The organism is Mucilaginibacter pallidiroseus (assembly GCF_007846085.1).
GTDB classification, from domain to species: Bacteria; Bacteroidota; Bacteroidia; order Sphingobacteriales; family Sphingobacteriaceae; genus Mucilaginibacter; species Mucilaginibacter pallidiroseus.
Map to the genome: position 1 here is coordinate 157767 of NZ_VOEJ01000007.1, position 21769 is coordinate 179535.

21 protein-coding genes are annotated in these 21769 nt (G+C 43.5%); 8 read left to right on the forward strand and 13 right to left on the reverse strand.

Annotated elements, in window-relative coordinates; genetic code table 11:
• Nucleotides 1–43 precede the first annotated feature (43 nt).
• The 6 genes from FPZ43_RS14995 to FPZ43_RS15020 form a co-directional block, all read right to left on the reverse strand.
• Nucleotides 44–2716 (reverse strand): TonB-dependent receptor, encoded by a 2673-nt coding sequence (locus FPZ43_RS14995; protein WP_146382743.1) that lies wholly within the window; start codon nucleotides 2714–2716, stop codon nucleotides 44–46.
• Between the two features lies 1 nt (nucleotide 2717).
• Nucleotides 2718–3683 (reverse strand): GLPGLI family protein, encoded by a 966-nt coding sequence (locus FPZ43_RS15000; protein WP_146382744.1) that lies wholly within the window; start codon nucleotides 3681–3683, stop codon nucleotides 2718–2720.
• 162 nt (nucleotides 3684–3845) lie between these two features.
• Entirely contained in the window at nucleotides 3846–4496 is a 651-nt protein-coding gene (locus FPZ43_RS15005; RefSeq protein WP_261381095.1) for an RDD family protein, read from the reverse strand.
• Nucleotides 4497–4558: 62 nt separating this feature from the next.
• Complete coding sequence (locus FPZ43_RS15010) at nucleotides 4559–5527, reverse strand: LiaI-LiaF-like domain-containing protein (RefSeq protein WP_146382745.1); 969 nt, start codon at nucleotides 5525–5527, stop codon at nucleotides 4559–4561.
• A gap of 3 nt (nucleotides 5528–5530) precedes the next feature.
• Complete coding sequence (locus FPZ43_RS15015; protein WP_146382746.1) at nucleotides 5531–6124, reverse strand: PspC domain-containing protein; 594 nt, start codon at nucleotides 6122–6124, stop codon at nucleotides 5531–5533.
• Nucleotides 6125–6154: 30 nt separating this feature from the next.
• Nucleotides 6155–6859 carry an SDR family oxidoreductase gene (locus tag FPZ43_RS15020; protein ID WP_146382747.1) on the reverse strand — a complete coding sequence of 235 codons (705 nt, stop codon included), beginning with the start codon at nucleotides 6857–6859 and terminating at the stop codon, nucleotides 6155–6157.
• A 94-nt stretch (nucleotides 6860–6953) separates the two neighbouring features.
• On the opposite strand from FPZ43_RS15020, the gene FPZ43_RS15025 reads away from it, so the two are divergent.
• The 5 genes from FPZ43_RS15025 (at nucleotide 6954) to FPZ43_RS15045 (ending at nucleotide 11701) form a co-directional block, all read left to right on the forward strand.
• A complete protein-coding gene (locus FPZ43_RS15025) occupies nucleotides 6954–7685 on the forward strand; it encodes an MlaE family ABC transporter permease (RefSeq protein WP_146382748.1) in 732 nt (243 codons plus the stop codon).
• Nucleotides 7682–8434 carry an ABC transporter ATP-binding protein gene (locus FPZ43_RS15030; protein ID WP_146382749.1) on the forward strand — a complete coding sequence of 251 codons (753 nt, stop codon included), beginning with the start codon at nucleotides 7682–7684 and terminating at the stop codon, nucleotides 8432–8434. Before FPZ43_RS15025 ends, FPZ43_RS15030 begins: the two co-directional genes overlap by 4 nt.
• Before the next feature lie 144 nt (nucleotides 8435–8578).
• Entirely contained in the window at nucleotides 8579–9466 is an 888-nt protein-coding gene (locus FPZ43_RS15035) for a class I SAM-dependent methyltransferase (protein WP_146382750.1), read from the forward strand.
• A 101-nt stretch (nucleotides 9467–9567) separates the two neighbouring features.
• Nucleotides 9568–10632 (forward strand): hypothetical protein, encoded by a 1065-nt coding sequence (locus FPZ43_RS15040; protein ID WP_146382751.1) that lies wholly within the window; start codon nucleotides 9568–9570, stop codon nucleotides 10630–10632.
• Nucleotides 10633–10738: 106 nt separating this feature from the next.
• Nucleotides 10739–11701, forward strand: coding sequence for a Gfo/Idh/MocA family protein (locus FPZ43_RS15045; protein WP_146382752.1), 963 nt, complete (start codon nucleotides 10739–10741; stop codon nucleotides 11699–11701).
• Between the two features lie 8 nt (nucleotides 11702–11709).
• Here FPZ43_RS15045 and FPZ43_RS15050 read toward each other — a convergent pair whose 3' ends face one another.
• From FPZ43_RS15050 to FPZ43_RS15075, 6 genes are all read right to left on the reverse strand, one after another.
• A complete protein-coding gene (locus FPZ43_RS15050) occupies nucleotides 11710–12777 on the reverse strand; it encodes a DUF2157 domain-containing protein (protein WP_146382753.1) in 1068 nt (355 codons plus the stop codon).
• A gap of 78 nt (nucleotides 12778–12855) precedes the next feature.
• The gene (locus FPZ43_RS15055; protein WP_146382754.1) at nucleotides 12856–13806 is read right to left on the reverse strand and encodes a bifunctional riboflavin kinase/FAD synthetase; all 951 of its coding nucleotides are present in this window, start codon (nucleotides 13804–13806) and stop codon (nucleotides 12856–12858) included.
• 78 nt (nucleotides 13807–13884) lie between these two features.
• Nucleotides 13885–14598: a tRNA pseudouridine(55) synthase TruB gene (truB, locus tag FPZ43_RS15060; protein WP_146382755.1), complete on the reverse strand. Its 714-nt coding sequence runs from the start codon at nucleotides 14596–14598 to the stop codon at nucleotides 13885–13887.
• 101 nt (nucleotides 14599–14699) lie between these two features.
• Nucleotides 14700–15494 (reverse strand): undecaprenyl-diphosphate phosphatase, encoded by a 795-nt coding sequence (locus tag FPZ43_RS15065; RefSeq protein ID WP_146382756.1) that lies wholly within the window; start codon nucleotides 15492–15494, stop codon nucleotides 14700–14702.
• Nucleotides 15491–15745, reverse strand: a complete 255-nt coding sequence (locus FPZ43_RS15070) for a DUF3098 domain-containing protein (RefSeq protein ID WP_146382757.1) — start codon at nucleotides 15743–15745, stop codon at nucleotides 15491–15493. Before FPZ43_RS15070 ends, FPZ43_RS15065 begins: the two co-directional genes overlap by 4 nt.
• A gap of 30 nt (nucleotides 15746–15775) precedes the next feature.
• Nucleotides 15776–16654: a cell division protein FtsX gene (locus FPZ43_RS15075; protein ID WP_146382758.1), complete on the reverse strand. Its 879-nt coding sequence runs from the start codon at nucleotides 16652–16654 to the stop codon at nucleotides 15776–15778.
• Nucleotides 16655–17263: 609 nt separating this feature from the next.
• On the opposite strand from FPZ43_RS15075, the gene FPZ43_RS15080 reads away from it, so the two are divergent.
• The 3 genes from FPZ43_RS15080 to crtD all read left to right on the forward strand — a co-directional run bounded on the left by FPZ43_RS15080 (nucleotide 17264) and on the right by crtD (nucleotide 20630).
• Nucleotides 17264–18271: an aspartate-semialdehyde dehydrogenase gene (locus tag FPZ43_RS15080; protein ID WP_146382759.1), complete on the forward strand. Its 1008-nt coding sequence runs from the start codon at nucleotides 17264–17266 to the stop codon at nucleotides 18269–18271.
• 164 nt (nucleotides 18272–18435) lie between these two features.
• Nucleotides 18436–18984, forward strand: a complete 549-nt coding sequence (locus FPZ43_RS15085) for a type 1 glutamine amidotransferase domain-containing protein (protein WP_146382760.1) — start codon at nucleotides 18436–18438, stop codon at nucleotides 18982–18984.
• A 173-nt stretch (nucleotides 18985–19157) separates the two neighbouring features.
• Nucleotides 19158–20630 carry a 1-hydroxycarotenoid 3,4-desaturase CrtD gene (gene crtD / locus FPZ43_RS15090; protein WP_146382761.1) on the forward strand — a complete coding sequence of 491 codons (1473 nt, stop codon included), beginning with the start codon at nucleotides 19158–19160 and terminating at the stop codon, nucleotides 20628–20630.
• Between the two features lie 100 nt (nucleotides 20631–20730).
• On the opposite strand, the gene hemH is transcribed toward crtD, so the two are convergent.
• Nucleotides 20731–21744: a ferrochelatase gene (gene hemH / locus FPZ43_RS15095; RefSeq protein ID WP_146382762.1), complete on the reverse strand. Its 1014-nt coding sequence runs from the start codon at nucleotides 21742–21744 to the stop codon at nucleotides 20731–20733.
• Between the last annotated feature and the right edge of the window lie 25 nt (nucleotides 21745–21769).

Consider the following 21769-nt stretch of genomic DNA (forward strand, 5'->3'; position numbering starts at 1 on the left):
AAAGCCCCGGTCATAATGCCGGGGCTTTTTACTTACAGGCCAGTTACAAATTGAAGGTGACTTTTGCCAGCAGGAAGCGGCCTGGTATATTGTATGAGCTTTGCGTAAAAGTGTTAGCCGACAGATACAATGCGCTGTAGCTGGTTGTGTTAAAAAGGTTTTGAGCACTCAATTCAATATCTGCCTTAATCTTGGTAAACTTATAACGCAAACTGGCATCAGCAAAAACATATTCAAGATCATTAGCCTGTTGCTGGTGAGTAAAATAATGATCGGCAGAGACTGCGAAGAACAAATTGCTCAGCGGGTTATAGTTAACGGATCCCTGCTGTGTTAGCTGCTGAAACTTGCTTGACGATGTTATAGCGGGCGATTTGCTTGTTGTTTGCCCGTAATTAGCTTTATAGCTGAAATTTACTTTACTGCTCACTTTGGTATCGGCCCCAATACCTACGTTGTTTGATATGGTATTATAGGGCAAAATAATACCGTTAAAAATTTGGTTGTACCTGGTGGTTTGTATTGATGCCCTTGCGCTTAACGTGGTGCGCAGCGGGAATATGTATTTACTCGTATTCACGCTTCCCGACCATGAATCAATATTATTATCAAACGGCAACACTACACGTTGCTGGATATTATTGGTAATTAAGCTTGATGCAATGCTGTTGGCATTTTGATGGCTGTAAGAAAGGTTTGCACCAAAAAAGAACAGCGTTATAGCCTTACGATAGCTGAAGCCCAGGTTAGCCGCCTGCGTTTTGCGCTCAATTAAATCGGCGTTATTTGCATACAGCGTGCGGTAATTAGTATATATATATCCGCGGTAAACATCTTGTATAGTACCAATATCATTGCGGAACGAATAACCTAATGACACAAAATTTTCTACCCCTGTTTGGTACTTGAGCATAGCGCGTGGGTTAAAATATAGCCTGTCCAGGTGCTTTTTAAGAGAGTAGCTGCCGTCGCTGTAATCGGTTTGCTGATAACTCACCGGCAGGGTTACATTCAACTTAAGCTTGTTACCGGGAACATCAAAGCCAGCCTCGGCATAAAACTTTTTACGTTGCCAGTCCAGGTTATTCACCGCGCTATCGCCTAATAAATTGGTACTGTTATTTAATTGAGTGAGGTTAAGGTTTGAAAAAAGTGTTTGCGACTGTATGGCGAAACCTGCCTTGTAACTCTGTGTAAAGCTATTTCCCGGAATACGGTAGCTGAGGTAGTTATTGGTAAACCACGTAGGGATATCAACCGTTTGTGTTATTTGTTTGTAGGCAACGCCGTTGTTAAATATCTCAGGATTTAAATTTGGTTCTATTATCCTGTTTTCGGGTTCGCGGCTGCGGTTAATGTAACTGAATACCTCGATAATGTTATTGCTTTTGAAGGTATTCATGTAATTGAACTCATTGGAGATATTAGTTAAATTATCTCTGAATAACTGGTTCACGGGCACACCGTTAGTATTTAAAGCCGAGTAACCGGTATTGCGGCTGTAATCGGTTATAAAATTGTTGTTGAGATAGTATTTATCCTTATTAATATTGATGCCTATCTGCGCATGCAATAGATCGGGCCGGCGGCGGTTGTTTTGCAGCTCGGTATACCGCACGGTATCATTAGGCAAATAATATTCGCTAAAGCGCCTGTAAATTTGCTTCTGGTCGTCGCGCAGATACGAGGCATTCACCTTCAACTGCACGCCCGGTTTAACATTAACCAAATTGTTGAGGTTAATTATGCCAGCCTTGTTAAAAAGATAGCGGTTACGCGGCAGGTCGGGGTCGCCGGCCGTACCCAATGATAGCAGTGTACCAGGCTTGTCGTTATCAACACGCTGCATATAATTTCCAATGTTGTGCGATATTAAATCGCCCGAAAGGTCGTAATTGGTATTGTTAGCTTTGATATAGTTTATGCCTTTATACTTATCCTTAAACATCATGGCATTAATATCTGCATAGTACTTATCAGGCAAGCCTGCACCGAGTGTTTCCTGGCCAACCAATTGCAGCTTTGCATCCTTTTTAATGGTTAAATTTAAGGCTACATCATCACTTACCACTTTATCCTTCAGCATTTTTACGGGTTGATGGTTCTCCATCACCTGTACCTTTTCAACCACGCCATTGGGTATGGTATTGGTAGCAATGTTATACTTGTCATCCAGCAGGTTATCGCCGCCGATATAAAGGCCCGATATGGATTTGCCGTTGTAACTGATCTTGCCGTCCTTGGCTACATCAATTCCGGGCATCTTTTTCAACACATCACCAATTACCCTGTCCTGAGGTGCGCTAAAATCGGCCACGCGGTAGTCGAGCGTGTCGCCGTGTGCACGTAGCCTCGGCCTGTCATCTTTTATCACAACAGTTTTAAGTTGACTTACCGATGCCGACAATTTAAAATTATGGGAACTGGTGAAATCAGTGATGGGCTGTGCCATTTTTTTGTAGCCAATACAACTTACCTCTACCATTAAGCTCTTCTTGTCGGCATCGGCAGGGATACTGAGCGCATATAATCCTTTGTCGTTGGTAGTGGTATAGGCAATTATTACATTACCTGCACTCTTAAGGTTTACCCCTGCGTATGCAATGGTTTTTCCCAAACTATCTGTAACGAAGCCTTTTATTGTTTGCGAAAAGGCAAAGGCCGGGCCCAGCATACATACAATGTACACTATGCCAATTTTTAAAAGCCTTACCATGTTACTTCTTTTCGGGTAGTTCTATAGGGTTATTAATGGCGTCGGGCTTACCTGTCATGTTAACAGATACCGAATTTATCTGGCCGGCCCCGCCGGTCGGTCGGCCGGAAACAACAACGTTACCCACATTGTTACCACCCATAGCAGCCATAAATGCCTGCGGATCTTTCCGCATGGCTTCCTGCAACTTGGTAAACTCCTTCTCAGTTGTTTTAACGGCATTGGTTGGTAAAGCAATCAGGTTTGGATTTTTATTATCATCGTCACTGCTAAATTTAATTACGGTTGTGGGGCCGGATGCAGGTGCCGCACTTTCTTGCGCAGCTACAGCTTTAGGGTCAACCGGCTTTACCTGTTCAATACCATCAAATTTAAATTCAACTTCTTTATTGGTGTCATACGCCTCAACTATTAAACCGGGCAAACCGTTAAGTTTCCATGGGCCAACCCTGAAAGGCAGATCCGGAGAAAACCATGCTGTATAATCACGCCCCTTGAAATGGCCTGTAGCCTTTTGGCAGTGCAAAGTACCAATGGTGGCTGTATCGGCAGTGATTTTCCACTTAATAACCGGCATGGTTTCTTCTATCAGATATGGTGTTATCAAATTGTCCTTGCGTACAAACTTATTAATGGTTGGAAATTGGTACAACTCTGTACGGGTTACAGGCTTTCTGCTTGTTAATTTAAAATCCATGCGGCCGCCACTGGCTTTTTGCTCGGCCATTTGTTGCGCCAGTTGCTGGCGCATTAGGGCTTCCTGCGTTTTACGGTCGAAACTTTTATAAGCGCTCGAGGTTTCGCCCAAAAACAGCACCATGTTCTCGGTGTAAGGCTTATCTCGTTGGGTGGTGTCGCGTATGTGCGAAAATTTATATCTAACAATAGCCTTAGCCATTTCGGGTTGTTGGGCTTTGGCAAATATTGCGGCGCCAAGGCAAACGGTCAGGATGATTAATTTTTTCATTGTGATGAATAATTTACAGTTTAGCGTAATCGATTACATCACAAATATAACTAACAGAATAGTTATTCTACGATAATTTCGTAAAAAATTAACTTATTTTAACAAATGTCATTCAAATGCGCAAATCTAACAATCGCAAATGCCTGTATACTAACTAATTATTCAATCTATCCTGTCTTTAATTACCGCTGTACCCGCAATAATATCATGAACACATTGCCGCTTCGGCGTAAAAAAAGCTGTTAAATAACCTGTAAACAGCGGAAGAGTTGACAGCAGCTTGCAAAAATTACGCGAAAAGGCTTTACTTATATCAATACGTTGCCCGTCTACATCGGTTACACGTATTTTTTGTAACTGTTTGCCGTACGTAGCCTGTTTATCTGAACTTTCCATTACGATATGATAAACAAACTTGCCAAGGGGCACCAGTACGAGTAAGCTTAAGGCTATCAGCAGTCTGAGCTGTTTATCTTCCGCAAGGTAAACGGCCGCGAATGCAGGGAGGAGAAAAGCAGCAAATATGATAAACCAATCTATCACCGAAGCCAGCATGCGCTGGTCAAAACTGCCAAAGTATTGCATAGGCAATGCCTGCTGCTTAAAACCAAACAACTGCCTCAATTCGGCAATTTCATGGGCTTCCTTATAATCGTCCATGCCGGTAGCCTTTAAAAAATCACCGGGTTTTATACCGATAGTTTTTAAGTCGGCCAAAGAGTAGGGTCCTTTAGGCTTACCTGCAACTACAAGCATGAATTGACCGCTTTGCGGCGGTGCAGAAATATCAAAGCCGGAGGGTTCCATCATCATCAAATTTAAAAATTAGAATGATAATTGAGCCTCCGGCTTTTAATGGAAAAGACAAGTAAGTATTAGTAGCGGCTCACGCTGAAATCTGATAAGCCGCCTTTCATCACAACGTAGATTTTATTAGTTGCTTTATCAAAACCAGGGGTTTGATAAATGTTGTCTTTCACTTTGTCAAACCCGGCAAAATTGTTTGATGACAAGCCTGAGCTGGTTGAAATTTGGCAAGCTGCGGTTTGCGGCACTTTAATCTTAATTTCGGAAACGCCTGTAGATACATCAACTGTGGTTTTTGCCAGCGGCTGGCCAAGCTTAATATCGAATGAACCGGCACCGCCATTTAAAACCAGGCTACGAACTTTAAATTTTTCAAGGTCAAAGTTTAGTTCAGTAGCGCCTGCGTTTACATTAATATCCCACTCGGGTTTGGTGTTCAGCATAATGTTTGCCGAGTTGCCTTTTTCGCTATCCCACTGAAAATTACCCTTGCCGGTTTTTTTCATGTGCAGGCTAAGTACAGGCATAGTGCCATCCATTGTTTTATTGTAAATGTAGCGGCTAAAAAACTCTTTGGTATCGGCTTTAAACAAGTCGCTTGTGGTATCCTGCAATGTATACTTGGTACCGCCGCCGCTTATATCAAGCTTGGCTGCAGTTACAACGCTGTCCATTCTCTCGGTAAAAACGCTGCTGCCTTCCAGTTTGGTGATGCGGTTGCCATTGTTGTCATCGTCGTCGTCATCATCGCCATCAAAGTTCAAATAATAGTCGTGACGTGGAAAAAAGCGATGGTTATCAAAGTGTGAAAACAGTATCAACCCGAAACCTATTATCACAACCGAGATCTTTAAAATGGTTGCCCATGCAGAGCGGTTGTTGGCAAATACCAGGTTTACACCGGCCATTATCAAAAACACCGGCCAAAGGTGCCAAAGGTTGCTCCATCTAAAATCAATTATGTTGAAGTTATTAAGCAGGAACAGTGCGCCTAACAGAACCAGGATCAGGCCTGGCATTATTTTTTCGCTTCTCATGGCTTAAAAGTTTGTAGGGTTATGGTTTGGGTTTTCTTCGCTACCGGCATCTTTACCTTCGGTATTAGCTGCAGTTGTTTTATAAGGATCTTCTTTAGGTGTGTTAAAGTCGCTTATTACCGGTTCTTTTTTCTGCCCGTTAAAAATAATCAAGCCACCTATGGCAATTAATACTACCGGCCAAAGCTTTTCAAAATCAAGTTCTGGCATAATGTCAAGTCGGTCAACCAAAAACAGGGCACCAAGCACAATTAATATCACACCAAACATGGCCGGTGCTTTTGAAGGCTGCTTCACCGGAGGCACAAACGGGGCACCAGTTGGCGGCACGTTGTAATCAACATTGTTGTAGTTGGTATTGTAGTTGGCGTTAAAACCGCCATCAACAGGGCTGCCAAATTCGTTATAACCGTAAGGCTTTTTAGGTAATACTGCCCACAATACAATGTATGGCAAAAAGCCCACACCTTTTAATAAAAGGGCAAGTACAAACACTACCCTTACAACTGATACATCGACACCGAAGTATTCGGCTAAGCCTGCGCAAACACCGCCGATTGATTTGCGGCGCTCGTCACGATAAAGTCTCTTTTCCATTTTTTTAAGTTTTAGTTAGTGAACTGATGATTATAACTGGCCCTTTGCAGGTTTAATGATCAGTTGGTCAACATTGGCGCCGGCACTCATATTTACTATACTTGTTATCGCCGCTGCAACATCTTCAGGTAAAACCATTGTGTCTTTATCAACCTCAATGCCCCGCCACGAATCTGTCAATGTCGACCCAGGAATTATTGCTGTTACTTTAACACCGTGTTCCTGCATCTCGAGCCTCATTACGTTATTAAGACCTAACAGGGCATATTTTGTTACGCTATACATACCTGCCTCTACTACAGGGTTTAAGCTGGCTACAGAGCATATATTGAATATATGCCCTTTACCGACAGAAACCATGCGTTTACCGAAGAAACGGTACAGTTCATGGGCCGGCATCAAGTTGGTGTCTATCTGTTTTTGGAAGGTATTTTCGGCATCATTAAGTATGGATGACGGTGTGTACATACCCACATTATTAACAACAATGTCGACGAAACCCATATTTTTCTCGGTAAAAACGGCAAAGTTTTTTACATCATCGCGCTTGCTGCAGTCGGCAACCATGCTTATAACGCGCACACCGGGGGCTACAGAAGCAAGTTCGGCCTCAAAATCCAATAAATCTTGCTGATTGCGCGAACAAATTGCCACGTTTATTCCTTGTTTAGCAAAAGCTATAGTTACAGCGCGGCCAATACCCTTGGTGGCGCCGGTTATTAATGCAGTTTTCATTGATGATGGCATGGTCATTAAAAGTAAATGATATTATAACAGGCCGTAAAGCTTAAACTAAAAAATGTATTTTTAACCGAATTTTTAATAAAACATGTTCGAAAGCTTAGGAAAATATATACTCTTACTGCGCTTAAGTTTTAAAAAGCCCGAGAAATCGTCGGTTTACTGGAAAGAGATCATGCGCGAAATGGTATCCGTTGGCGTTGGTTCATTGGGCATTATCAGCATCATTTCCATTTTTATTGGTGCGGCAACAACCATACAGGTGGCGTTCCAGCTATCCAGCCCGCTTGTACCACTCAGCATCGCCGGTAAAATATCCCGCGACTCAAACATTCTGGAGTTTAGCCCTACCATTTCGGCACTGGTGCTGGCAGGGCGTGTGGGCTCAAACTTTGCATCGCAAATTGGCACCATGCGTGTGACCGAGCAAATTGATGCACTTGAAATAATGGGTGTAAATGCACCGGGTTACCTCATATCTCCTAAAATAATTGCCTCTATAACCATGATACCGTTATTGGTTATCATATCAATTGCATTAGGCATCACCGGCGGTTATATTGCCTGCGTTGTTACAGGCAGCATTAGCCCTGCAGATTACCTGATGGGTGTAAATGATGGTTTTGATCCGCTGACCATTAAGGTAGCGCTTGTTAAAGCTTTTGTATTTGGTTTCCTTATTGCCTCAATATGCTCATATCAGGGTTTTTATACTTCGGGCGGTGCACTTGAGGTTGGCCAATCGGCTACGCAGGGCGTGGTTTTTAGTTGCGTTTGGATATTATTTGCCGATCTTATTATTACCAGCTTAATGCTATGATCAACATTAAAGACATTTACAAAACCTTCGGCGACAACGACGTATTAAAAGGCATCTCAGCTACTTTTAAAACCGGTAAAAACAACCTGATTATAGGCGGCTCTGGGTCTGGTAAAACTACCTTGCTTAAATGTATAGTGGGCCTGCATGAACCAACTAAGGGCCAGGTTTTTTTTGAGGACGAGAACTTTACCGAGATGGATTTTGAGCAGCGTGTACCCATCCGCACGCAAATTGGTATGCTGTTTCAAAACTCGGCCCTGTTTGATTCCATGACGGTAGAGGAAAACATCATGTTCCCGCTTAACTTGTTTACGGATCAATCTATGGCAGAAAAACGCGACCGCGCCAATTTTTGCCTGGAGCGTGTAAACCTGAAAGACCGTAATAAACTGTACCCATCAGAATTATCGGGCGGTATGAAGAAACGTGTGGGTATTGCCCGTGCTATTTCCATGCAGCCAAAATACTTGTTTGTGGATGAGCCAAACTCCGGCCTCGACCCAAAAACTTCGATATTGATTGATGAACTGATTGCCGAACTTACCGTTGAGTATGACATGACAACTGTTATTGTTACGCACGATATGAACTCGGTAATGGGTATTGGCGACCACATCATCTTCTTACACCAAGGCCAAAAAAACTGGGAAGGCACAAATAAGGAGATAGCCCATACCGATAATAAAGAACTTAACGACTTTGTATTTGCCAGCAAGTTTATGCAAGCGGCGAAGGAGAAGTTGTAGGTTAGTATTGAGTAGCTAGTATCAGGTAGCAAGACTCCAGATTATGAAATGCTACGTGCCGCAAAGCTTAAGTCGCTCCAAATTTGTAGTTTTGCCTTTTACAAGTATCTCGATACTTGATACTAAATACTTGATACTTCAATAATGATCCAACTCCTTACCCCAACCCACTGGAAAGATTACGAGCTGATTGACTGCGGCGACTTTGAAAAACTGGAACGGTTTGGCAATATGATATTGATACGCCCCGAGCCGCAAGCGGTTTGGAGCAAAGCGCTGCCACAATCTGAGTGGCAAAAACTCCATCACATAAAATTTAAGGGCCGCAGCGCTACAGCCGGAGAGTGGTTAAAGAAAACGCCACAACTGAATGATCGCTGGCATATCGAATACAAGAATGATGATGTTGCCATTAAGTTTCGCCTCGCGCTTACATCGTTTAAACATGTGGGCATTTTCCCCGAGCAGGCCGTTAACTGGGATTATATATCAGGTAACATCAAAAAATTCAAGACGCCTAATCCGAAGGTTTTAAACCTTTTTGCCTACACTGGCGGTGCATCGCTTATAGCTAAGGCTGCCGGTGCCGATACCACTCACGTGGATTCGATAAAGCAGGTAGTTACCTGGGCTAACGAAAACCAGGAATTATCGGGCATATCAGATATCCGCTGGATGGTTGAGGATGCCTTAAAATTCGTGAAGCGCGAAGTAAAGCGAGGCAAAACCTATAACGGCATCATCCTGGATCCGCCGGCTTATGGCAACGGCCCTAACGGCGAAAAATGGAAGCTCGAGGATAACATCAACGAGATGATACATGATGTAATCAAGCTGCTTGATCCGGAAGAGCACTTCCTTATCCTTAATACCTACTCTCTTGGTTTTTCATCAGTTATCATCGAAAACCTGATTAAAAATGCGTTCCCTACAGTTCAGAACCTTGAAATAGGCGAACTATACTTGCAGGCAACTGCCGGCCCTAAATTGCCGTTGGGGGTGTTTGGCAAATTTTATAAAAATAAGTCTTGATAGTTTTAGGCTATTTATATCTTTACGATAATATACTTAACGCAAGTAATCATTTTTTTAACACAAACAACTATTAACTGCTGCTTCGGCGCGCTCTATCTATGAAATTAAAAGGTGTATTATTCTCAACGCTGATCTTGTCATCAGCATTACTTTTATTTACCAATTGCACACAAAGCAGTGGTAGCAAACCCGGAGCTTCAAATAAAGCAGATACCGCAGCAGCCGCAAAAACAGGCGAAGAAGCCGATACCATAAGTGTTGTTAAAAGCAGCTATCCGCCAGTAAACAAAGCACAGTATGACTCGCTGATGAAACGTATGGCCAATGGCGATACCAGCGGCAGATGGCCTGTAAAAAACGCACCTTATCCATTGGGGGGTGCTGTATTACCTTTTAAACGTGTAGTTGCGTTTTATGGTAACTTATACTCTAAAAAGATGGGCATTTTGGGCGAGTTGCCTGCTAACGAAATGCTTGCCAAATTAAAAGGCGAAGTAAAAAGCTGGGAAAAGGCAGATCCTAAAACGCCTGTGCAACCAGCCTTGCATTACATTGCAGTAGTAGCCCAGGGCGATGGTGGTAAAGACGGCAAATACCGTTACCGCATGCCGTTTAAACAGATTGACAGCGTGCTAGTATTAGCAAAAAAAGGCCACGCACTGGTATTTTTAGATGTACAGGTTGCCTTAAGCACCATACAAGCCGAGCTGCCATTACTTGAAAAATATTTGAAGATGCCGCAGGTGCATTTTGGTATGGACCCAGAGTTTTCGATGAAAGATGGCACCAAGCCTGGCAAGAAAATAGGTACTTATGATGCTAATGACATTAACTACGTAAGTGGCTATTTAGCTAACCTTGTTAAAAAGAATGGCCTGCCGCCAAAAATGCTGGTTGTACACCGCTTTACCCGTAAAATGGTCACCAACTATCAAAACATTAAACTACGCCCAGAGGTACAGGTTATTATGGATATGGACGGCTGGGGCGAACCTGATTTGAAATTTGGTACATACCGCCACTTTATTAACCCGGAGCCGGTGCAGTTTACAGGCTTTAAATTGTTCTACAAGAACGATTTAAAGAAAGCGCCTCACCATATGCTTACCCCGCAGGAAGTTTTGAAATACAAACCTGCGCCGATGTATATTCAGTATCAGTAACCTGTAGAGGTTAGAGATTGGAGATAAGAGACTAGTTCTTTAAACCAAAGCCCTGGATTCAAATAATCCAGGGCTTTTTCATTTTTAGTTTTTTAATTTTGACTTCATGATAAAGTGGGGAATAATTGGTTGCGGCCGTATATCGCATCGTTTTATGCAGGGTTTGGCTGCTGTTCCGGATGCGGAACTTGTGGCATCATGGTCGCGCAGGGACGAAACTGTGGATGCTTTTGTAGCCAAGTATGGTGGTACGGCATGCCGGTCGGTAGAGGAACTGCTGGCAATCGATATTGATGCTGTTTACATCTCTACCTTGCCTGATAGCCATGCGCATTACGCCATCATGGCCATGCAGGCCGGCAAAGATATACTTTGCGAGAAACCGGTTACACTTAACCTTATACAGCTTGATGAGGTTTTAGCGGTTGCCAAACAAACCGGCCGTTTATTTATGGAGGCCATGAAACCACCATTTTTTCCGCTGTATGTAAAACTAAAGGAGCACCTTGAAAAAGACACCATTGGCAAAGTGGGTTATGTTCGTGCGGGGTCGTCCGTAGCAGATATCAGTCGCGATCACCCAAACTTTAGTTATGAATTAGCAGGCGGCAGCCTGATGCAAATTTGCATTTACGAGGCCTTCCTGGCTATTGACTGGCTGGGCGAATCGGTGGAAATACAAACCATGGCCGACTATAGCGGTATGCAGGTAGATATGTTCAGCATCTTTCAAAGCAAGCACAAAGGCGGTTACGCGCAAATGTATGGGGGCTTTGAGCTGCATGGTAAAGGCGATGCCCTGATATGCGGAACACTTGGCCATGTAACCATCCATAAAAACTGGTGGAACCCGGCTAAAGCAACAATTAGTTACCTTGACGGACGTGCCGTAGTTATCGACGAACCTTTTACAGCCGGCGGTTTAAATTATGAAATAGCACATTTTTGTGAATTGATAAACTTAGGGATTAAAGAAAGCCCCGTGCTCCCCCATACTATGTCGAGGCAAATGATAGCAATGATTGATGAGGCCCGCAGGCAAATCGGCTTAAAATTTATTGGTGAATAACCAGCTTCCTATGCTTCACTACCGGCAGGACTTTCGCTCTTGGCGTTGACATTCCAGATCTTTTCTGCCTTGCGGCCTATCAGCCAAAAAGATAGCGCGAGTATGGAAAAGAAAAGTGTTTTGTTGGTATGGTCCCAAAAGTATTCGAAATACTTGGTATACAAAAAGATGATCAGGAACGTAATTCCAAATTCCCGGGCAATAACATCCTTGTTCTTCAACCCATATAATAAGAACAGGCCGGCAACCACAGCCGATATAATGCCCCAGTAATAAAGGCTTATCTGCCGTATGGTCCACCATGTATCAAGGCTACCGTAGTTACCAAAAATACTTAGCAGCCACAGCGATATAAACAGGTACAGCATTCCTACTACATAGGTAAGCTCCCAGAAATATTTAAACCATTTTTTGTTTTTGAGCAGGTAGCATGCTCCTACCAACAGCAAACCAAACAGCACAAAACGCAATGGGTAATTCATCCCTAAAAAGTATAGCGCCCAATTGGTTTGATAGCCTGTTTCGGTACCAAACCAGCTACCCAAGGATACCAGTGCAAAAAGCCAGATGAGCCGGGATTGCATGCGCCAGGCAAGTACGCCATACACAAAAACTGATGCAAGAAACAATAGAGAGTAGTGGCCCGAACCATTATCGAAGGTTTTACCCAAGTATGCTATGCAGCAGGCGGTGAAAAACACGCCAAGGAATATTACAGCTTCGTTGCTGAAAACCTTCTCGGGATGTATTTTTTCGCGGCGGCGACCAAACAGAAATAAACCTGCGGCGGCCATTCCTGATAATATGCTGATCAATATATCCGGGGTGTAGTAAAGGCCTTGCAGCCATTTTATAACGGCATCGTCAACGATGATGGATCCTATGGCAATGGCGCCGCAGAACAGGGCAACCCAAATCGAGTATTTTGCCAGGCGCATCCAGTCAAATCCTCTTACTTCGTATGAGTTACGTAAGCGGCCGGCGGTATCGGTATCTATCAGATGTTCCTTTTCCCAGCGGGAAATGGTATCATTCAGAAATTCGCTCTCCTGCCTGTCGAGGTTTAATTTTGACATCTTATAGTTGTAAGCAAATACTAATTTGCATTAATTTAAACAGACTGCAAAATTAATTAACAGTAAACATTTTCAGGATCAGGTATTAAACTGCGGCTTATCAAGAATGAGTAAGGCCATTACATCTTCCTTATCCTTACCTAACTGCACCACCAATTCATCTAATGATGAAAATTTTACATCCTCGCGCACAAAGTGCAAAAACTCCATGCGTAGCTCCTTATTGTATATATCATCGCTAAAATCGAAGATGTTTACTTCGATGTTACGCGTCATACCATTTACGGTAGGTCGGTGGCCAATGTAAGCCATGCCCGTATAATCTTTAGCCTCTACGCGTACATTTACGGCGTAAATACCATCATTGGGAATCAGCTTGTACTTTTCCTCTATCATGAGGTTTGCAGTAGGATAACCCAATTGCCTGCCCAACTGATCGCCACGAATAACCTTGCCGGTTATAAAAAACGGATAACCCAGGCACTCATTAGCAATGGCTATATCGCCATCAACCAGTGCTGCCCGTATCCGTGTCGAACTGATGGCAACATCGTTGATATCCTGCTCGGGAATCTCAACAACCTCAAAGCCATACACGGCTGCATGTGCAAGCAAATCGCTCAACCCGCCACTGCGATCCTTCCCGAAGCGGTGGTCATACCCTATCACTATTTTTTTGGTGCCGATCTGGTTTACGAGTACATCGCGAATGTAACCTTCGGCAGATTGATTGGAAAAATCCCTTGAAAATGGTGTAATGATCAGGTGGTCTATACCTAAACGCTCCAATAATGCTGCTTTTTCCTGCATGGTTGTAATCAGCTTGAGGCTTTCATCTTCCGGATGCAGGATCATCCTTGGGTGCGGAAAAAAGGTAAGGATTACGGTTTCGCCGCCAATGCTATCAGCCAGTTCCTTTAACCTTGCAATAATTTTGCGATGCCCAATATGCACGCCATCAAACGTACCAATCGTAACAACGGCATTTTTAATGGGCTCAAACTCATCTATATGATGGTAAACTTTCATAGATATAGCGCAAAGGTAAAAGGAGAAAGCATAAAGCAGAAACGTTTTTGCTTATTTACAAATAGGTTACACAGTAAATTAAGCTTTACTAATGGCGTCTTTATCCTTAAGTTCGCGTATAGCCGATACTAACTCAAGCACTTCATGAGCATCATCTATTCGGTAATTACCACTTCGTGTACGGCGCAGGCGCGACATGTATGCCCCGTTTTCGAGCGTCGCACCAAAGTCGTTAACTAATGATCTTATATAGGTACCCTTGCTGCACACCACCCTGAAATCTACCTCGGGCAGCTCAATCCGGGTTATCTCGAATTCGGTAATGGTAACGGTGCGGGCTTTTAGCTCCACTTCTTCGCCGCGGCGGGCTTTTTCGTATAGGCGTTCGCCACCTACTTTTATGGCCGAGTGGGCGGGCGGATATTGTTGTATTTCGCCGGTAAAACGGGCGGTGGCTGTTTTTATTTGTTCGTCAGTAAGATGATCAAACTCAAACTTTTTTTCAGGCTCACTTTCCAAATCGTAGGTCGGCGTGGTCGAACCCAGCACCATTGTGCCGGTGTACTCCTTTTCTTCGGCCTGAAAGGTATCTATCTGTTTGGTCATTTTACCGGTGCAGATGATAAGTAAACCGGTTGCCAGCGGATCGAGCGTGCCGGCATGACCAACCTTTAGCTTAAGCGGTTTAAAAGCATTACGAATTTTGCCAACCACATCAAAGCTGGTCCACTTGTATGGCTTATTTACCAGCAATAACTGGCCATCGGCAAAGTCTTGTATAGAATTGAACATGTAACCGCGATTAACGGATTATTGGATTAATGGATTTGATAAAAGCCGCAAAGGTAACTATTTATCCTGCCAAACTTATGTTATCGCCAGATATAACGCTTCTATATAACCTGCAGATTATGCCCTGTCAAGTAAAGGCCGATAATAATGCCACCTACTACAATACGGTACCAGCCGAATAATTGGAAGCCGCGTTTCTCTAAAAAGGTTATAAATGTTTTTATGGCTAACAAAGCTACCACAAATGCGATAACGTTACCAATTGCCAAAAGCTTCACTTCTTCGCCGGTAAACACATGGCCCTCTTTATAAAAGTCATACAGTTTTTTGCCGGTTGCTGCAAACATGGTGGGTACTGCCAAAAAGAAAGAGAACTCGGCAGCTGCTTTTCGACTCAACTTCTGCGCCATACCACCAACGATGGTAGCAGCCGAGCGCGACGTGCCTGGTATCATGGCCAAACACTGGAACAAGCCGATTTTAAACGCAGTTGCGTATCCAATTTCTTTACTTTCCTTTTCATCAACCTTATTAAACCACTTGTCGACAAACAATAAGATAACACCGCCAACAAAAAGCGTAATACCTACCGTAAGTGCGCTCTCCAGTAACTCATCTATTTTCTTGCTGAAGGCCAAACCAAAAACTGCGGCCGGGATAAAGGCAACAACCAGTTTAAAGTAAAAATCTATCGATTGAAAAAAGCGTTTGAAATACAATACAACAACAGAAAGGATTGCGCCTAGTTGTATAGCAATGGTAAACAGTTTCACAAAATCGTTAGCTGCAATACCCATTACGGATGATGCAATGATCATATGCCCTGTTGATGAAACAGGCAGAAATTCGGTAAGGCCCTCAATGATGGCCAGCACCACAACGTGAATTAAATTCATGCTTTGGTCGACGGCTTTTTAAGGATGGCCACAAAACCAAGTGCAAAACCGGCTAATACAACGATAGGTGCAATAACAATTTTGGTAGTGCTGTAAATATCTGTAGTGCCGCTCATCAGTACAAAGCCAAAAGCTACTATAGCAATGCTGATGATAAGCAAACGGTAATTTTCTTTACCGAATATAAACTGGACCGGGGCCACCTCGGTCTCTTTTGTGGTTGTAGAGGCAGGTTTAGATTGTAGTGCCATATATTTTCTTTTTATTGAAGTAAATTTAAATTACCTGTACAGGTCGTAAATTTTTAAGCGTAAAAACCTGTTCACCGCCAGGAAAGTGCTGAAGCCGGCAATAAAAATACCGATTACGATAACACCCAGGAAAACGATACCGAACTCGGTGTAGCTTTGAAGAATGATAAGATCAGGAATTTGCTTGTTTGCAATATATAGCGTAAGTACCAATATCACAATGGAGATTAATGCACCAAGCAAGCCGTGCCATATACCATAAAGCATAAACGGTTTGCGGATAAAACCCTTTGTAGCACCAACCAACTGCATCGATTTAATTAAAAAGCGCTGTGAGTAAATGGCCAGCCTGATTGTGTTATTAATAAGCGCTACAGACAGGATCACAAATATACCGGCGAAAGTTAATATCACTAAGCTGATAGAAGTAAGGTTAGAATTCATCTGGTCAACCAGTGACTGCTGATATTTCACTTCTTTAACCAATGGGTTTTTTAACAGCTCGGCCTTAAATTTATCAATACCTGCGTTGTTGGCATAGTCAGCCTTCAGGTAAATATCCAGCGACTGCGACAATGGATTATAGCCCAGGAATTTTACAAAGTCTTCACCCAGGTCTTTTTGTAGATTACGGGCGGCAAGCTCTTTACTTACATATTGGGTTTGCTTAACCATTGGGTTGCCATCCAGTTGCTTTTGCAGCTGCAGCACATCGGTTTCGTGCGCCGAATCGTCCATAAAAATATTGAGTACAATATTTTCCTTCACATAGCGCGACAGGTTGTTGGCGTGCACCAGAATAAGGCCCAGTAATCCAATCATCAATAAAACCATGGCTATACCAAAAACGGTAGATATGTATATCGTTTTGGTTTTCTTAGCCGATTCGCTTGCTTCAAATTCTTCCATTCTATTTTAGCTATGGGATATAGGCCCTCTTCCCTATCCGTTAGGTTGCGAAATTAACAAACCCGCTTTAAAGGTAAAAGTTTATATCTGATAATTAACAATTATTAACGTAGTGCGTTAGCGATGCCTGTGCTATCCCATACGTTACACTATCCCTATTGAGGAGGTTACGTTATAGCAGTGCTTTTAACCGGCCGCTTTGCAAACTACTAATTTCTATTAAAGAGCGGTGGCCATGACGAAAAACCGGGGCCGACGCGAGGGCCTTGTGAGGGGAAGGATTTTTTCGTCTTGACGTTATTCGCTTACTATTGTTATAAGACGTGCTCATGAGCTCGCTAAAGCTCGGTCTTGCTTCTTTTCTTTCAAGAGAAAAGAAGTAGCCTCCGCGGCAATGAGCGGACCAACGATCGTTATTGCACAAACGCGGTTATCCGCAAATAGGTTTTCCATTTATATTTAGCAACTGATAATACTTATTATCTCACCCTATATAGACTAACTTAGTAGTCATTACCTAAAAAAATCGCATCTTTGCGTTCGACACCTTATGGCGAATATTAAACACATCGCCGTGAGTATTATTAATTTATACATTAACAAAAAACAATGAAAATCGCAGTTGTTGGTGCCACAGGCTTGGTGGGCACTAAAATGTTGCAGGTTCTGGCAGAACGCAACTTCCCTGTTACAGAATTAATCCCCGTAGCTTCTCCTAAAAGTATTGGTAAAGAAATCGACTTTAAGGGTAAGAAGTTTAAGGTGGTTTCTGTTGAGGATGCGATTAAACAGAAGCCGGATATTGCTTTGTTCTCTGCAGGTGGCAGCGCTTCTTTAGAGCAGGCCCCATTGTTTGCCCAAGCTGGCACAACCGTGGTTGATAACTCATCGGCATGGCGTATGGATCCTACCAAAAAACTGGTAGTACCCGAGGTAAATGCAAACGTGCTTACTGCTGATGACAAGATCATTGCTAACCCAAATTGCTCAACCATACAAATGGTAGTGGCCTTAAAACCACTGCACGATAGATACAAAATTAAACGTGTTGTGGTATCAACCTATCAATCGGTAACCGGTACCGGCGTTAAAGCCGTTGACCAGCTGTTTAACGAGCGTAAAGGTATCGACGGACCAAAAGCTTACCCATACACTATTGACCTTAACGTGTTGCCTCAGATAGACGTTTTCACTGAAAACGGCTACACAAAAGAGGAAATGAAAATGGTTAAGGAAACCAACAAGATCATGGGCGACGACAGCATCCGAGTTACTGCTACAACGGTGCGTATCCCGGTTATGGGCGGTCACTCGGAGTCGGTTAATATCGAGTTCGAAAACGACTTTGACCTGGCCGAAGTGCGCGAATTATTAAGTGCTGCGCCAGGTGTAGTTGTGGTTGACGATACCGCCAACCTTAAATACCCAATGCCGCTTGACGCACACGATAAAGATGAGGTTTTTGTGGGCCGTATCCGCCGTGATGAAAGCCAGGATAAAACACTTAACTGCTGGATAGTAGCAGATAACCTGCGCAAAGGTGCAGCTACCAATGCCGTGCAGATTGCAGAATACCTGGTGGCCAACCATTTGGTAGGGCAAGCGGTAGAAGCATAAGTAGAGAAAAGTGAATAAAAAGCAGAGATTAGTTTTCTGCTTTGAAAAATAGATGAATAGGGATGATCGGAAGATTATCCCTATTTTTTTACAATCTTAAATTTACTAAAACTATAAAAACCATTACCTGTAGTTAATAATACATCTATATAAAAAACAGTATTATGGCTAATTTAAATAACAAGAAGGTAGCAATGCTTACCGAGGAAGGTTTTGAGCAGGTTGAGTTAACAAGCCCTAAAGAGGCACTTGAAGCTGCCGGTGCAACCGTACACATTATATCTCCACAAAGCGGAAAAATTAAAGCATGGGACCATACCGATTGGGGTATTGAGGTTGATGTGGACAGGGTGTTGAGCGAAGTGAGCCCGGATGATTATGATGCACTTGTATTACCCGGCGGTGTTTTAAACCCGGATAAGCTGCGCCAGAATAAAGACGCAGTAGCATTTGCATCAGCATTTTTGGATGAAGGAAAACCCGTAGCTGCAATTTGCCACGGCCCGCAATTACTGATAGAAACCGGCATGATCAGCGGCAGGCGTTTAACATCATACCCATCATTACAAACTGACCTTAAAAACGCCGGTGCCGAGTGGGTTGATGAGCAGGTGGTAACAGATAACGGCTTAGTAACCAGCCGCCGACCTGATGACCTGGATGCTTTTAATGCAAAAACCATTGAGGAAATTGGTGAAGGGGTGCACGTATAAATAAAGGCATAACTCATGTCATTGCGAGCGAAAGCGTGGCAATCCCATCGCGTGCATATTTGAGCGCGATGAGATTGCCGCATCGCTACGCTCTTCGAATTGACATTCTTTATTTCGGTTCCCCCTTCAGGGGGTTAGGGGGCTTTCAGGGCTTTTCCTATCTTTATCGCCTCATGGCTAAACAAAAAGCACTTATTGTAGGCGCGGGTATTGCAGGCATTGCCACTGCTATAAGGCTGGCAGTTAAAGGTTACGATGTTGAAGTATTCGAAGCCAACGCTTACCCGGGTGGCAAGCTGTCTGAAATTGAAACCAATGGTTATCGTTTTGATGCCGGGCCAAGTTTGTTTACCATGCCGCAATATGTTGATGAGCTTTTTACCCTGGCAGACAAAAATCCTTCGGATTATTTTGCTTATCAAAAACTTGATGTTGTTTGCAAATACTTTTATCCAGACGGCACACGCCTAAACGCCTATGCCGAAACCAAAGCCTTTGCCAAAGAAATTGAAGAAAAAACATCTGAACCGGCACAAGCCCTTGTAAACTTTTTGGCTTATAGCCGCGATATTTACAGCATTACCAACCATGTATTTTTAGAGCGGTCGTTACACCAACTGAAAACGTTTTTGCGCTGGGATACGGTCCGCTCTATATTGCGGTTCCCAAAAATCGACCCGTTTCGCACGATGCACCGTGCCAATGAATCATCTTTTAAGGATAAGCGCGTAGTACAATTGTTTGACAGGTATGCCACCTACAATGGCTCAAACCCATACCAGGCGCCGGCAACGCTGAACGTTATACCACACCTGGAGCACCATTATGGTGCCTACTTCCCGGCTGGCGGCATGTACAGCATTACGCAAAACCTTGTAAAATTAGCCGAAGATGTAAGCGTAAAATTTACCTACAACTCCCCTGTTGATGAAATAGTGGTTATCAATAAACAGGTGAAGGGCTTGCGCACGAAAGGACGGGATGTGTTAGGCGATGTTGTGGTGTCAAACATGGATGTTTGGTTCACCTACAAAAAGCTGCTTAAAAAGCATGAAGCCTTGCATCCGCAAAAAATATTAAACCAGGAACGCAGCAGTTCGGCATTGATATTTTACTGGGGTATAAAAAAGCAATTTCCTCAACTCGACTTGCATAATATTTTCTTTGGCGGTGATTATCAGGCAGAATTTGATCACATATGGCTGAAGAAATACATCTACCAAGACCCGACGGTTTACATCAACATCAGTTCGAAGTACAAGGCTGATGATGCCCCGCCGGGCTGCGAAAACTGGTTTGTAATGATTAACGTACCGGCAAACAGCGGGCAGGATTGGGACAAGCTGGTCGAAAAGGCACGTGAAGATATACTTGTAAAAATTTCGAAAGAACTGGGTGAAGATATAAAACCCTTGATAGCCTGCGAGGAAATCCTTGACCCGCGCAGTATTGAAAGTAAAACATCATCATACCAGGGATCGCTATACGGCACCAGTTCCAACAACCAGTTTGCTGCATTTTTGCGTCACGCCAATAAATCCTCAAAAGTAAAAGGCCTGTTTTTTTGCGGGGGTAGCGTACACCCAGGCGGAGGCATTCCGCTGGCTTTGCTGTCGGCGAAGATAGTAAGCCCCCTAACCCCCTGAAGGGGGAACCGAATACAATTCGCTCAAAACGTACCAAAAAAAATGCCCGACCAACATCGGGCATTAAGCTTTTACCCCCACCCTTCAGGGGGCTGGGGAATTAATTAACCATTCCCGCCAATGCCTCAATCCATTTTGGTTCGGCGTTAAGGCTTTCTACAAGCTGCACGTGCTCGCCGCCAAGTGCTTTAAATTCGTCGCCATACTCAGTTGTTACTTCGTAAACAGTTTCCAGGCAGTCGGCCACGAACGCCGGGCAAAATATCAGCAGGCGCTTTTTACCTTCTTTCGCCATCTGTGCAATTATCTCGCTGGTATAAGGCTGCACCCAGGGGTCGCTGCCCAGGCGCGATTGAAAGCAAACGGTATATTTTTCTTTTGGCAAGTTCATTTTAGCCGCAATCAACCGCGCTGTATCATGTGATTGTGCCGAGTAACAGAACTTATTGGTATCGTTAAGGGTGTTGCAGCAACCGTCAACTTTAAGGCAGTAGTTGCCTGTATGGTCGCATTTTTTTAGCTGGCGCTGAGGCAAGCCGTGAAAGCTAAATAACACATGATCGTAACTTTCCGGATTATGCTTTGCAGCATTATCAGCAAATGTTTCGATCATCAAATCATTATCATGGAACGAATTAATGAAGCTTATTGGCGGCACGGTTTGCCATGTGCTAACAATGCTCATCACCTTTTCATGTACTGAACCTGTACTTGCTGATGCATATTGCGGGAACATTGGTATAACCTGGATCTCACCTACCAAAGCCTCCTTAAGGCGCTGCAATGCCGAGTCTATTGATGGGCTCTGATAACGCATGGCCAGCTCAACTATATGCTCATCGCCAAGGCGCTGCTGTAAAAGCTGCTGCTGTAAAAGGCTGTAATGCAATAAAGGCGAACCGGTTTTTTCGTCCCAAATAGCGCGGTAGAGTTTAGCCGATTTCGGTGCCCTGAAAGGTACAATAACCGTTTTAACTAAAAACGTACGCAGTACAGGATTAACATCAATAACCCGCGGGTCCATCAAAAACTCATCGAGGTATTTACGTACATCAGCTGTAGACGGACTATCGGGCGTACCCAAATTAATCAGTAAAATTCCTTTTTTAGCCATAATTTTAAGAGGGGTAAAAATACGA